Genomic DNA, 12,780 nt, shown 5'->3' with positions numbered 1-12,780 from the left:
GATATTCTCATGAAATGGCCGCATATCGGGTTTCTGAAGCCGCTTCTCTGCTCGGAGTGAGTGACGACACCGTGCGCCGATGGATCGATGCCGGTCTCCTCACGGCCACCGGGGATGCCCCCGTGCGGATCGAGGGCGCGGACCTGGCGGCACGGGCGGTGGAGACCGCGCGCGGAACGGAAGACCCCACCGGGGTCGCCCGCAGCGCCCGCAACCGCTTCGTCGGACTGGTCACCCGCATCGAGGCGGACGGCGTCATGGCGCAGGTGGACATCCAGGCCGGCCCCCACCGGGTGGTCTCCCTGCTCTCGCGCGAGGCGGTGGAAGAGATGGGGCTCGCGGTCGGCTCGCTCGCCGTCGCGGTGGTCAAGGCCACGAACGTGATCGTCGAAGCGCCGCGGTCCTGATGCGTCGCCCCGCTCTCGCCGCGGTCGGCCTCCTCGCGCTCGTGCTCTCGGGATGTGCGGGATCGCCTTCCGCGGAGGCGACCCTGCGCGTGTATGCGGCCGCATCGCTGCAGGGTGCCTTCGACGAGCTGGTGGCGGAGTTCGCCGCGCGGCATCCTGAGATCGTCGTCGAACCGGTCGTGTACGACGGGTCGTCGACCCTCGCGACGCAGATCGTCGAGGGTGCACCGGCGGACGTGTTCGCCTCGGCGGACGAGCGCACGATGGCGGTCGTCGTCGACGGCGGGTACGGCGGCGAACCCGTCGTCTTCGCGACGAACACGCCGGTGCTCATCGTCCCGGAGGGCAACCCCGCGGGGATCTCCGAGCCGGCGGACCTCGTGGCACCCGGGGTCTCTTTCGTGCGCTGCGCCGACGACGTCCCCTGCGGGTCCGCGGCGCGTGCACTGCTCGAACGCGCCGGTGTCGAGGTGACCCCGGTAAGCGTCGAGCAGAACGTCACCGCGGTTCTCACCAAGGTCGCCGCCGGAGAAGCCGATGCGGGGGTGGTGTACCTCACCGACGCGGCGGCGGAGGAACGGGTCGAGGCGATCGCGCCGGCCGGGGTCGCGGAGGTCGTCAACCGGTATCCGATCGTCGCCCTCGAGGCCGGGGATGCGGCGGGGGAGTCGTTCGTCGCCTTCGTCCTGTCGGACGAGGGGCGGTCGGTGCTGGAGTCGGCGGGCTTCGGGGCGCCGTGATGTCCGATCGTCGACGCGGAGGGTTCCTCCCGCCCGTCCTGGCCGTTCCCGCCGTGCTGGGACTCGCGCTGCTGATCGTGCCCCTGATCGCCCTCGTCGCGCGGGTGGAGTGGTCGACGTTGTGGAGTGACATCACCTCCGTGGAGGCCCTGGCGGCGCTGCGGCTGTCGCTGCAGACGGCGGTCGCGGCCACGGCATGCTGTGTCGTCCTCGGCATCCCGCTGGCGCTCGTGATCGCGCGCTCCGGGGAGCGCGTGGCGGGCGTTCTCCGCGCCGTCGTGACCGTGCCGCTGGTGCTCCCACCGATGGTGGGCGGGGTCGCCCTGCTGTACCTGTTCGGCCGCTCCGGTCCCCTCGGTGCGCTGCTCGGGGGGGCGAGCCTGGCGTTCACCACGACGGCGGTGGTGATCGCCCAGACCTTCGTCGCGCTGCCTTTCCTCGTCCTCGCCCTCGAGGGGGCGTTGCGCACCGCCGGCACCCGGTACGAAACCGTCGCGTCGACACTCGGTGCCGGGCGCTGGCGCATCCTGTGGCGGGTCACTCTGCCTCTCGCGTTGCCGGGCATCGTCGCCGGAGTCGTGTTGGCCTTCGCGCGCGCGCTCGGCGAGTTCGGGGCGACCGCCCTGTTCGCGGGGAACGCCCCGGGCGTCACGCAGACGATGCCCCTGGCCATATACACCGCCTTCAACGGTTCGGGTGTGGGGCAGGGCACCGCCGTGGCGCTGTCTCTGCTCTTGCTGGTGACCGCCGTCGCGGTGCTGCTGCTTGTGCGGGGCTGGCGGCCGGGGGCGACCCGATGACCCTCGCACGGTCGGGGGCCGCGCTGGACGCGGTCGTGCGCGTGGAGCGCTCCGGAGGGTTCGTGCTCGACGTCTCTGTCGAAGCAGCCGCCGGGGAGGTCGTCGCCGTGCTCGGCCCGAGCGGTGCCGGCAAGTCCACGCTGCTGGGAGCGCTCGCAGGGCTGGACCGACTCGATGCCGGCCACGTGCGCGTCGCCGATCGCGTCGTGTCCGCACCGCATCACCACGTGCCGCCGGCACGGCGCGGTGTGGCCCTTCTGGGGCAGGATCCGTTGCTGTTCCCGCACCTGTCGGCGCGGGAGAACGTGGCGTTCGCGCTCCGTGCCGGAGGAGTGCCGCGCGCCGATGCGCGACGGCGCGCCGACCGGTGGCTCGACCGGGTCGGGCTGGGCGGACTCGGTCGCCGGCGCCCGTCGGAGATGTCCGGTGGCCAGCAGCAACGGGCCGCTCTCGCACGGGCACTCGCCGCCGATCCGGCTGTCGTGCTGCTGGATGAGCCCCTCACCGGACTCGACGTGGAGACGGCCTCGGAGATCCGCGGCGTCCTGCGCGACCAGCTCCGCGCGACCGGGGTCACGGCCATCCTCGTCACCCACTCCGCGGTCGACGCGGCCGCCCTCGCCGATCGCGTCGTCATCGTGGAGGACGGGGCGGTGACGCAGCGGGGTCCGGTCGCGGAGGTGTTGCGCGCACCGTCGACCCGGTTCGTCGCCGCCGTCGCCGGGCTCAACCGCGTCCGGGGTACGGTGCGGGGCGGCGTGTGGACCGGCGCCGACGGTGTGGGACCGGTCCTGGACGCAGCGGCGGCCCCGGAGGGCGAGGCCCACGCGGTGTTCCGCCCCGGCGCGGTCCGACTCGTCGAGGCGAGGGACGGCGCGGCGGGACGGCCGACGCCGTCGGGGGCGACGTGGGCGGCTCGGATCGTGCGGATCGAGCCGGTGCCCTTCGGTGCCGTCGTGCAGACCACGGCGCCCGATGTGGCCGCCGAGATCGGCACCGACGTGCTCGCCGATCGCGTCGTGCAGGTCGGACGCGACGTGTGCCTGGGCGTGGACGGCGCGCAGGTCCGATTCGTGCCGGCGCCTCCGCCGCGGGATACCCTGTCGCCGTGACCGGCATCCGCCTCTACCGTCCCACCGATCGCGAGGCGGTCGCGGACATCTGCGTGCGCACCGCCGACGACGGTGCAGACGCGACCGGGATGCTCAGCGACGACGCCATCTGGCCGACGATCTTCGTCCTGCCCTACCTCGAGCGGCACCCGGATCTGGCCTTCGTCGTCACCGACGAGGACGACGTGGCGATCGGTTACATCGTGTGCGCACCGGAGACCCGGGAGTTCGAGGACTGGTTCCACGACCGGTGGTGGCCTGCGCACGGGGCCGCGTGGACGGCCGCGGGCGCCGCGCACGACCGCGAGGCGGGTCTCCTCCGCTACGCGGCGGAGCGGAAGGCCGGAGCGGAACCGTACGGCGACACCTACCCGGCGCATCTCCACATCGACCTGCTGCCGGCCGCTCAAGGGCAAGGATGGGGGCGCCGACTCATCGACACGCTGACCACGGCTCTGCGCGAACGCGGCGTGTCAGGACTGCACCTCGTGGCCGGGGCGGGGAACGACGGTGCGCTGGCGTTCTATCGGCGGCTGGGGTTCGTCCCGGTCCCCTCGCCCGAGGGTGCGCAGGCCTTCGCGCGGGAACTGCGCGCGCGCTGAACGCGCGCCGTCCACCGCCCGCGTCAAGCCCCCGGGAGGGAGAGCCTGCGAGGCGTAACCTCCTGGGCATGGACGATATCTCCTCGCCCACGGGGCGTGAACCCGCCCTCCAGGCCGTACCGCGCGAGGACGGGACCGCACCACGTGCGCTCGTGCTCGGCGGCACCGGCTATATCGGCGGTCGCCTCGTCCCCCGGCTCCTCGCCGCGGGGTACCGGGTGCGGGTGCTCGCGCGGGATGCGCGGCGGGTGGTGGCCTTCCCGTGGGGCCGAGAGGTGGAGATCGTCGAGGGCACCGCCACCGACACGGCGGCCCTCGCGGAGGCCGCCGACGACGTGGACGTGCTGTACTACCTCATCCATTCGATGGGCGCCGGGCGGGACTTCGAAGACGCCGACCGTCGCGCCGCACGCGCCGTCGTCGAGGCCGCGGAGCGCACGGGTGTGGCGCGGATCGTCTACCTCGGCGGGCTTCACCCCGAGGATGCGGACCTGTCGCCGCACCTGCGCTCGCGCGTCGAGGTGGGGGAGGTGTTCCTCGACTCCACCGTTCCGGCGCTGGTGCTGCAGGCGGGGGTGGTGATCGGCTCGGGGTCGGCGTCCTTCGAGATGGTCCGCCACCTCACCGAGGTGCTGCCGTACATGCCGGCACCACGTTGGGTGCGCAACCGCATCCAGCCCATCGCGGTCCGTGACGTGCTGCACTACCTGCTCGGCGCCGCCCGCGTCGCCGCCGACGTCGATCGCGCGGTCGACATCGGCGGACCGGACGTGTTGCGCTACGGCCAGATGATGAACGGCTACGCGGTCGAAGCCGGCCTTCCCCAGCGCGCGATCGCGCCTCTGCCGGTGCTCACCCCGGGTCTCGCCTCCCACTGGGTGGGGCTGGTCACGCCCATCCCCGCCGCCATCGCACGGCCCCTCGTCGCGTCGCTGCAGAACGAGTGCGTGGTCAAGAACGACGATGTCGACGACCTCATCCCGCAGCCCGACGACGGGCTCATGCCCTACCGCGAGGCGGTGCGCCTCGCACTGGGGCGTGTCGATTCCGATCAGGTCGAGACCAGCTGGCGTGACGCCGACGTGGTGGGGGTGCCCAGTGATCCGCTTCCGAGCGACCCCGACTGGGCCGGCCGGACGGTGTTCACCGACTCGCGCACCGCGATGACCGAGGCTCCCGTCGAGCAACTGTGGAGCGTCATCGAGGGCGTCGGTGGGGAGAACGGGTGGTACTCGGCGGGCCTGCTCTGGGCGGTCCGCGGATGGATGGACCGTCTCGTCGGGGGCGTCGGGCTCGCGCGCGGTCGGCGTAGTCGCGCCCGCCTCGGCGTCGGGGACGCCCTGGATTTCTGGCGGGTGGAGGCCATCGAACCGGGTGAGCTTCTCCGCCTCCGGGCCGAGATGAAGGTCCCCGGCTCAGCCTGGTTGGAACTTCGTGCATCCGCGGCGGGTGACGGGGCACGGTACGACCAGCGTGCGATCTTCTTCCCTCGGGGATTGACCGGACGCCTCTACTGGCTGGCCGTGTTGCCGTTCCACGGCCTCATCTTCACGGGGATGGCCGCGCGTATCACCGCGGCGGCGGAAGATCGCGCCACCGCCTCCGGCGCCTGAACGATCAGTGTGCGATCCGGCCGTGGGCGATGCGGACGGTCCGGTCGACGAGCCCGGCGGGCACGCGCACGTGGGAGATGAGCACGACGGCTTGGTCGTCGCGCGTCGCCCGCAGCAGGTCGGTGAGCAGCGCATCGGAGGCGGTGGGGTCGACACCGGCGGTGGGTTCGTCGAGCACGAGCACCGGGAAACCGCGCAACAGGGCGCGGGCCAGGGCCAGGCGCTGGGCCTGACCGCCGGAGACGAGCGCGCCGCGTTCCCCGACCCGCGCGTCGAGCCCGCCACGCTCGCGCAGCCATGGGCCGAGCCCGACGCGCTCCAGCACGGCCTCCAGGTCGGCGTCGGTGGCGGTGTCGCGCGCGAAGACGAGGTTCTGGCGGATGTCCTCGTCGAACAGCATCGGATCTTGCTCGCACAACCCCACGGTCTGCCGCACGTCGTCCGGGGAGAACTCCGCGACGGACCGCCCGCCGATCGTGTAGGCACCTTCGACGTCCAGGAACCGGACGAGGACGTGCGCGAGCGTGGACTTGCCCGCACCGCTGGAGCCGACGACCAGGAGTCGCTCGCCGGGAGCCACGTCGAGGTCGATCCCGCGGAGCGCGGGGGCCGTCGCGCCGGGCCAGCGCGCGCTGACCTCGCGCAGGCGCAGGCCGGCTCCGAGCTCGGGTGCGACCCCGGCCGCCGGTGTCTCGGGGGCCAGCTCGACCGGGACCTCCGCCGGCACGGCCGCCGCGATGCGCTCGGCGGAACCGCGCACCTGCCGCCACGACGCCGCGGCCAGCGGCACGGACGCGAACACCTCGAACACCGCCATGGGAACGAGGACGGCGACCGCGAAGCCCGGCGCAGTCAGCACGTCGTCCGCCACCGACGGCGCGGTGGCGACGACCGCGGCGAGGGTGGCTGCGCCGGCAAGCAGCGACACGATCGCCGCGGTGCCGGCCTGGGCCCCCGCGCGGCGGACGACGGCGCGCCGGAGGGCGTGGTCGGCGTCGCGCACGCTCGCGCGGCTGCGGTGCTCGGCGCCGAACGCGACGAGCACGTCGAGGTTGGCGAGGTGGTCGAGGACGGCATCGGCGAGGCGACCGCGCAGCGGCGCGACGTCGTGTTCGGCGCGCGATCCCGCAATCCAGCCCCAGCCCCATGCGGCCAGCCCGGCGGCGAGGAGACAGGCGAGTAACGTCAGCGCCGCCGGCCAGGCCACGACGGCGACCAGCACCACCGCGCCCACCGCGACCGTCGCCGACGACAGCAGGGGCTGGACCACGCGCAACGGCAGGTTCTGGAGGTCGTCGACATCGTCGACGAGGTTCGACAGCACCGATCCGCGGCGCGCGCCCGACAGTCCGTCGGGCGCGAGCGGGACCAGACGGCGGAGCAGGTCGGTGCGCGTGGCGGCGAGTTGGCGCAACGTCGCGTCGTGACCGGTCAGCCGCTCGAGGTAGCGGAAGCAGGCCCGCGCGATCGCGAAGAACCTGACCCCCACGACGGCGGCGGTCAGGTACAGCACCGGCGGCTGTTCGCTCGCCCGCACGATGAGCCAGGCGCTCACCGCCAGCAGCGCGACGGCGGAAGCCTCCGAGGCGAAGCCGGAGGCGATCGCGGGCCAGAACCGGCGTGCCGGGGGCATCGCCCCACGCAACACCGCCCGTGTGGGTGTGTCGAGGCGCTTTGTCGGCGTCGGGGCGCTCATGCGGGCACCTCCGCGGGGGAGAGGTCGATGACCTGATCGGCGATCTCGCGCGCAGTCTCGCGGTGCGACACGAGCAGGACGATCGCTCCCGCGTCGGCCTGTGCGCGCACCGATCGCCACAGTGCCGATTCGGTCTCGGCGTCGAGCGCGGCGCTGGGCTCGTCGAGTGCGAGCACCGGCAGGCGTTGGGCGTCTCGGCGGTACAGCGCGCGGGCGACGGCGACGCGCTGCGCCTGACCGCCGGAGAGCCCGGACCCCTGCACGCCCAAGACCGTGGCGGGGTCGATCTCGGGGGCGCAGGCGGCGGCGAGTGCCACGCGCACGCGGGCGTGGTCGGGGGTCTCGTCGCCGAGCGCGACGTTCTCGGCGACGGTGCCCGCCGACAGCCCCGGGCGCTGTCCGGCCCACGCGATCCAGGAGGCGGGGGTCAGTGAGCAGGCCTCGTGACCGGCCCACGTCGCCGACCCGCGGTACTCGGCGGAGCCCAGCAGGGCGGCCAGCAGGCTGGACTTGCCGGCGCCGCTGGGTCCGACGACCAGGGTGAGCGTCCCCGGAGAAGCCGTGAAGGACACCGTCGGGAGATCTCGATCGCCGCGTCGGACCCGCACGTCGCGCAGCGCGAGGGCACCGGTCGTGCGAGGCGCCGTCTGTCGGTTCTCGTCCGTGCCGCGGTCGCGGGCCGCATCCAGCACCTCGAAGACATCGGAGGTGGCGGCCACCCCCTCCGCGGCGGCGTGGAACTGCACACCCACCTGTCGCAACGGCAGATACGCCTCGGGGGCCAGCAACAGCACGAACAGGCCGACGGCGAGCAGCATCGATCCGTCGATGAGGCGGAAACCGATGGAGACGGCGATGATCGCCACCGAGATGCTCGCCAGGAACTCCAACGCGAAACCCGAAAGGAACGACACCCGGAGCACCTTCATCGTCTCGAGACGGTAGGTGTCGGTCACACGGCCGACCGCGTCGACCGCGCGGTGCTGACGGCCGAACACCTTGAGGGTCCCCAGGCCCTGGACGGTGTCGGCGAAGCGCGAGGCGAGGTGCTGCAGCGTCTTCCACTGTCGGGCCTGCAGCGCTTGCGTGGCCAGTCCGATCAGCACCATGAAGAAGGGGATGAGCGGGAGGGTGACGACGACCGTGATCCCTGAGATCCAGTCCTGCCACCACATCACCGCCACCAGCAACGGGGTCGCGATGACGGTCATGACCAGCTGGGGGAGGTAGCGGCCGAAGTATGCCTCGAGCGAGGCGAGACCGCGACCGGCGGTCACGGCCAGAGCGGCGCTCGAGCGGCCGGCGAGCCATCCCGGCCCGAGTCGGTCCACTGCGTCGAGCAGGCGGTCCCGGAGCTGCGACTCCACCCGCGCGGCGGCACGTGAGGACACCGCTTCACGCGCCCAGAGCAGGCCCGCCCGGAGCGCGACCACACCCGAGAGGGCGGCGAGTGTCGGGACGAGCTCGGAAGGCGCCGCCCCGTCGACGACGCCGGTGACCGCCTGCGTCACCAGCCACGCGAAGGCGATGACCACGAGGGTCTGGGCGAGGGAGATCGCCGCGATCGCCCCGAAGAAGCCCCGTGACGCCCGCGCGTAGCGCAACAGGCGCGGATCCACCGGAGGGGTGCGCCGCTCGGCTCGTCCTGTCTCGCTCACGTCGCTTCGACCCTACTCGCTCGGATGGCGCGGGCCGCCCTCCCGGGGGAGGACGGCCCGCAGCGGACGGTGCTCAGTGGGGGCTGACCGACGCGCGCTCGATCACGTCGCGGGTGACGCGCTTGCGGAAGACCCAGTAGGTCCATGCCTGGTAGGCCAGCACGAGCGGCAGGAAGATCAGTGCCGCCCACGTCATGATCGTGAGGGTGTAGTCGGTGCTCGACGCGTTCTCGATCGTGAGGCTGTAGGACGGGTCGGTCGTCGAGGGCATCACGTAGGGGAACAGGGCGAACCAGAGCGTGAGCACGGCCGCGACGATGGTGACCGCCCCGGCCCCGAACGCCCAGCCCTCGCGATCGCGGGCGTTGAACACCAGCGACATGATCAGGGCGACCGCTGCGATCCCGGCGCCGACGACCACGAAGGCGATCAGCGGTGCCTCCCGACCGGCGGCGATGAAGATCGTCCACACCAGGAAGACCGCGGCCACTGCGACCGTCACGATGCCCGAACGCTTGGCGAGCGCGCGCGCATCGCGGTGGACCTGCCCATCGGTCTTCAGCGCCACGAAGTACAGCCCGTGCGTGAAGAACAGCAGCAGCGTGGTCGCGCCGCCGAGGAGGCCGTAGGGGTTCAGGAGGGTCAGCAGCGTGCCGGTGAACTCGAAGTCCGCGTCGATCGGCACGCCTTGCACGATGTTCGCCACCGCGACACCCCACAGCAGCGCCGGCACGGCCGAGCCGATCACGATCATCCAATCGAAGCGCCGCTTCCACTGCTCGCCCTCGCGCTGGTGTCGGTACTCGAACGAGACCCCTCGGGCGATGAGGGCCAGCAGGATGAGCAGCAGCGGCAGATAGAAGCCGCTGAACAGCGTGGCGTACCATTCCGGGAACGCGGCGAACAGGCACGCGCCGGCGACGATCACCCACGTCTCGTTGAGGTCCCAGACCGGGCCGATGGTGTTGATGATCTGACGGCGGGAAACGTCGTTCTTGCCCAGGAACGGCAGCGACATGCCGACGCCGAAGTCGAACCCGTCGAGGACGAAATAGCCCACGAACAGGAAGCCGACGATCCAGAACCACAGGTATGCGAGATCCATGATGTGCTCCTGACGTGCTCAGTAGACGGTCGTGGGCGTGTCTTGGACGGACACGTCGTTCGGGTCGGGGTCGTCCGGCCCGGGCAACGGGTCGGGGCCGGTCTGTGCGGCCTTCTTGATGAGACCGAACTCCACCACCGCGAGAGCGGCGTAGATGAGGGTGAACGCGACGAGCGAGATGAGCACCGTCCATCCGGGCACATTGGGCGAGACGCCGTCTTCGGTGAGCATCAGGCTGAACACGATCCAGGGTTGGCGGCCCATCTCGGTGAAGACCCAGCCGACGAGGCTGCCCAGCAGCGGCAGGGGGGCCGACCAGATCGCCACACGCCACGCCCACTGGGGGACCTCCCGCTTGGCGTTCTTGCGGGTGAGCCACAGGCCGACGACGGCGATGAGGAATGCGACACCACCCAGGCCCATCATCCAGCGGAACGACCAGTAGGTGACCCACACGATGGGCATGTAGTCGACGCCGGCGCCGTAGAGGGTCTCGTACTCCGATTGCAGGGCGTTGAAGCCTTCGACACAGCCGTTGATGTCGTGCGTGGACAAGAAGGCGAGGAGGTAGGGGACGCGCAACGACCAGACTTCCTGCGACGCGTCCGGGGTGCCGATCGAGAAGATCGAGAAGGAGGCGTCTGCGCCGCACTCGGTCTCCCACAGCGCTTCGGCGGCCGCCATCTTCATCGGCTGGGTGTCCACCATCACCAGGCTCAGCTGATCACCGCTGATGCCCACGCCGATGAAGGAGATGATCATGAACCACAGACCGAACTTCAACGACGAGCGCATGGTCTCGATGTGCTGGCCCCGACGCAGGTGCCACGCGGAGACGGCGATGACGATCGCCGCGGCGAACATCCACGCGCTCGTGATCGTGTGCGGGAACGCCGCGAGGACCACCGGGTTGGTGAGGACGGCGACGATGTCGGTCAGCTCGGCGCGACCGCCGTCCGAGGCCATCTGGTAGCCGACGGGGTTCTGCATGAACGCGTTGGCGGCGAGGATGAAGTAGGCCGACAGGGTGGAGCCGAACACCACCGCCCAGATACTCGCGAGATGGAGTTTCTTCGGCAATCGGTTCCACCCGAAGATCCAGACCCCGATGAAGGTCGCCTCGAAGAAGAACGCCATGAGGCCTTCGAAGGCCAGCGGGGCGCCGAAGACGTCCCCGACGAAGCGCGAGTATGCCGACCAGTTCATCCCGAACTGGAACTCCTGCACGATGCCGGTGACCACGCCCATCGCGAAGTTGATGAGGAAGATCTTCCCGAACTGTCGCGTCAGGTGAAGCCACTTGACGTTCCCCGTGCGGTGCCACACCGTCTGGAAGATCGCCGTGACCAGCGCCATTCCGAGGGTGAGGGGGACGAACAGGTAGTGGTAGAGCGTGGTGAGTCCGAACTGCCATCGTGCGAGCAGGAGCGGGTCGAGCAGATCCACGGGGCACCCTCCGGGTCTTGGCGCGGTGTTGGTGCCGTCAGCATACCCGCGTGTGGTCTGACCACACAACGACGTGGGGCGAGATGTCTCGGCGTCGAAGGAGTTCGGTAGGTTCGGAACATGGCGAACACCGGTCCGGATGACGAGGTCGACCTCCTGATCGACGCATGGTCGACCCGGCTGCCCGATGTCGACCTCACCCCGCTGGACGTGTTCTCGAGACTCCGTCGGGTGGCCCTCCGGCTCGGCCGTCTCCGATCGGCGGCGTTCCGTGCCGCCGGGCTGGCCGCGTGGGAGTTCGACGTCCTCGCCGCCCTCCGGCGCGCGGATCCGCCGCACCGTCTGTCCGTCGCGCAGTTGATCGATGCCACGATGATCTCCAGCGCCGCGATGTCCCACCGGATCGACGGCTTGGTCTCGCGCGAGTTCGTCGCCCGAAAAGCCAACCCGCTCGACGGGCGCGGGGTGCTCGTGCAGCTCACCGACGAGGGCGCCCGGCACGTCGATGCCGCCATGACGGCCCTCGCGCGTCGCGAGGCGGAGGTGCTCGAGGGGATCGACCCGACCGATCGCGCGACGTTGGCGCGACTGCTGCGCGCCCTGCTCGACGCGCCCGTCGATTGAGACCTCCCCGTGGGGCGCGTCGCGCCGTACGATGGCAACACACGCATCCCGGGAGGCCGCCATGGTGCAGGTGAGGGTCGCGGGGGTCGCGTTGGACGCCTCGCGGCAACACGTCATCCTGCTCAAGCCCGTGGATGAGATCCCGGGCGCGGGCAGAGTGTTGCCGATCTGGATCGGGGAGCAGGAGGCCACGTCGATCCTCATCGCCGTCGAAGCGGCGCCCACGCCGCGTCCGTTGGCGCATGACCTCATGAAGACGCTCCTGGAGACTGCCGGCGCAGCCGTCGACCGCGTCGAGGTCACGCGCATCGAAGAAGGCACGTATTACGCCGAAGTGACCGTGGCCACGCCGCAGGGGTCACGGTCCGTGGATTGTCGGCCCTCCGACGCCGTCGCGCTCGCCTCGCGCACGGGGGCCCCGATCTGGGTCGCCGACGCCGTGATGGACGAAGCCGGGGTGACCGACATGCTCGCCGATGCCGAGGAGACCGAGGCCGCCGAGCAGAAGGTCGACGAGTTCAAGAGGTTCCTCGACGACGTCGACCCCGATGACTTCCGCAGCTGACGGGGTCGTGCTCGACGTCGTCGCGGCCGTGATCGATCGCGGTGGTCGTATCCTGGCGTGTCGTCGGCGCGAGGACCGGTCCGCCGGCGGGCGATGGGAGTTCCCCGGCGGCAAGATCGAGCCGGGGGAGACCCCGGCGGCGGCGCTCGAACGTGAGATCGCGGAGGAACTCGGCGTGCCCATCCGCGTGCGCGGTGAGCTGACGGTCGATGTCACCGTCGTGGCCGGTCGCGGCATCCGGTTGAGATGCCTGCGCGCCGAGCTGGTCGGCGCGGTGCCTTCGCACAGCACCGACCACGACGAGCTCCGCTGGGTCGCCCCCGCAGACCTCCCCGGCCTTCGATGGGCCGAGCCCGATCTGCCGGCGGTCGCTTTGCTCTCCACCCGGTGACCCGCCGCGGACGGGTGGGAT

Annotated in this window: 13 protein-coding genes; 9 read left to right on the top strand and 4 right to left on the bottom strand. The window is 71.4% G+C overall.

Annotated elements, in window-relative coordinates:
- The first annotated feature begins 14 nt into the window (after positions 1 to 14).
- The 6 genes from ABD204_RS00880 to ABD204_RS00855 all read left to right on the top strand — a co-directional run bounded on the left by ABD204_RS00880 (position 15) and on the right by ABD204_RS00855 (position 5,274).
- Positions 15 to 407, top strand: coding sequence for a TOBE domain-containing protein (locus ABD204_RS00880; protein ID WP_194422849.1), 393 nt, complete (start codon positions 15 to 17; stop codon positions 405 to 407).
- On the top strand, positions 407 to 1,147 hold the full coding sequence (gene modA / locus ABD204_RS00875) for a molybdate ABC transporter substrate-binding protein (RefSeq protein ID WP_194422848.1): 741 nt from the start codon (positions 407 to 409) through the stop codon (positions 1,145 to 1,147). Before ABD204_RS00880 ends, modA begins: the two co-directional genes overlap by 1 nt.
- Complete coding sequence (locus ABD204_RS00870; RefSeq protein ID WP_194422847.1) at positions 1,147 to 1,947, top strand: ABC transporter permease; 801 nt, start codon at positions 1,147 to 1,149, stop codon at positions 1,945 to 1,947. Before modA ends, ABD204_RS00870 begins: the two co-directional genes overlap by 1 nt.
- Positions 1,944 to 3,059, top strand: coding sequence for a sulfate/molybdate ABC transporter ATP-binding protein (locus ABD204_RS00865; RefSeq protein ID WP_194422846.1), 1,116 nt, complete (start codon positions 1,944 to 1,946; stop codon positions 3,057 to 3,059). The genes ABD204_RS00870 and ABD204_RS00865 overlap by 4 nt, the downstream gene beginning before the upstream one ends.
- On the top strand, positions 3,056 to 3,661 hold the full coding sequence (locus tag ABD204_RS00860) for a GNAT family N-acetyltransferase (protein ID WP_194422845.1): 606 nt from the start codon (positions 3,056 to 3,058) through the stop codon (positions 3,659 to 3,661). The genes ABD204_RS00865 and ABD204_RS00860 overlap by 4 nt, the downstream gene beginning before the upstream one ends.
- Before the next feature lie 68 nt (positions 3,662 to 3,729).
- Positions 3,730 to 5,274, top strand: a complete 1,545-nt coding sequence (locus tag ABD204_RS00855; RefSeq protein ID WP_194422844.1) for an SDR family oxidoreductase — start codon at positions 3,730 to 3,732, stop codon at positions 5,272 to 5,274.
- 4 nt (positions 5,275 to 5,278) lie between these two features.
- On the opposite strand, the gene cydC is transcribed toward ABD204_RS00855, so the two are convergent.
- The 4 genes from cydC to ABD204_RS00835 all read right to left on the bottom strand — a co-directional run bounded on the left by cydC (position 5,279) and on the right by ABD204_RS00835 (position 11,179).
- On the bottom strand, positions 5,279 to 6,970 hold the full coding sequence (gene cydC / locus ABD204_RS00850; protein ID WP_194422843.1) for a thiol reductant ABC exporter subunit CydC: 1,692 nt from the start codon (positions 6,968 to 6,970) through the stop codon (positions 5,279 to 5,281).
- Positions 6,967 to 8,628 carry a thiol reductant ABC exporter subunit CydD gene (gene cydD, locus ABD204_RS00845; protein WP_194422842.1) on the bottom strand — a complete coding sequence of 554 codons (1,662 nt, stop codon included), beginning with the start codon at positions 8,626 to 8,628 and terminating at the stop codon, positions 6,967 to 6,969. The genes cydC and cydD overlap by 4 nt, the downstream gene beginning before the upstream one ends.
- Positions 8,629 to 8,701: 73 nt before the next feature.
- Positions 8,702 to 9,733, bottom strand: a complete 1,032-nt coding sequence (gene cydB / locus ABD204_RS00840; RefSeq protein WP_194422841.1) for a cytochrome d ubiquinol oxidase subunit II — start codon at positions 9,731 to 9,733, stop codon at positions 8,702 to 8,704.
- 18 nt (positions 9,734 to 9,751) lie between these two features.
- Positions 9,752 to 11,179 carry a cytochrome ubiquinol oxidase subunit I gene (locus ABD204_RS00835; protein WP_194422840.1) on the bottom strand — a complete coding sequence of 476 codons (1,428 nt, stop codon included), beginning with the start codon at positions 11,177 to 11,179 and terminating at the stop codon, positions 9,752 to 9,754.
- Positions 11,180 to 11,299: 120 nt separating this feature from the next.
- Between ABD204_RS00835 and ABD204_RS00830 the strand changes: the two genes are divergently transcribed.
- From ABD204_RS00830 to ABD204_RS00820, 3 genes are read left to right on the top strand one after another with little or no spacing between them, the layout of a single operon-like run.
- On the top strand, positions 11,300 to 11,803 hold the full coding sequence (locus ABD204_RS00830) for a MarR family winged helix-turn-helix transcriptional regulator (RefSeq protein WP_194422839.1): 504 nt from the start codon (positions 11,300 to 11,302) through the stop codon (positions 11,801 to 11,803).
- 31 nt (positions 11,804 to 11,834) lie between these two features.
- Positions 11,835 to 12,368: a bifunctional nuclease family protein gene (locus ABD204_RS00825; RefSeq protein WP_241747744.1), complete on the top strand. Its 534-nt coding sequence runs from the start codon at positions 11,835 to 11,837 to the stop codon at positions 12,366 to 12,368.
- Positions 12,352 to 12,759: a (deoxy)nucleoside triphosphate pyrophosphohydrolase gene (locus tag ABD204_RS00820; protein ID WP_194422837.1), complete on the top strand. Its 408-nt coding sequence runs from the start codon at positions 12,352 to 12,354 to the stop codon at positions 12,757 to 12,759. Before ABD204_RS00825 ends, ABD204_RS00820 begins: the two co-directional genes overlap by 17 nt.
- Positions 12,760 to 12,780 lie beyond the last annotated feature (21 nt).

The sequence above is a fragment of the Microbacterium aquimaris genome (genome assembly GCF_039531285.1).
Classification (GTDB): domain Bacteria; phylum Actinomycetota; class Actinomycetes; order Actinomycetales; family Microbacteriaceae; genus Microbacterium; species Microbacterium aquimaris.
This window is presented reverse-complemented; position numbering and strand designations above follow the sequence as displayed.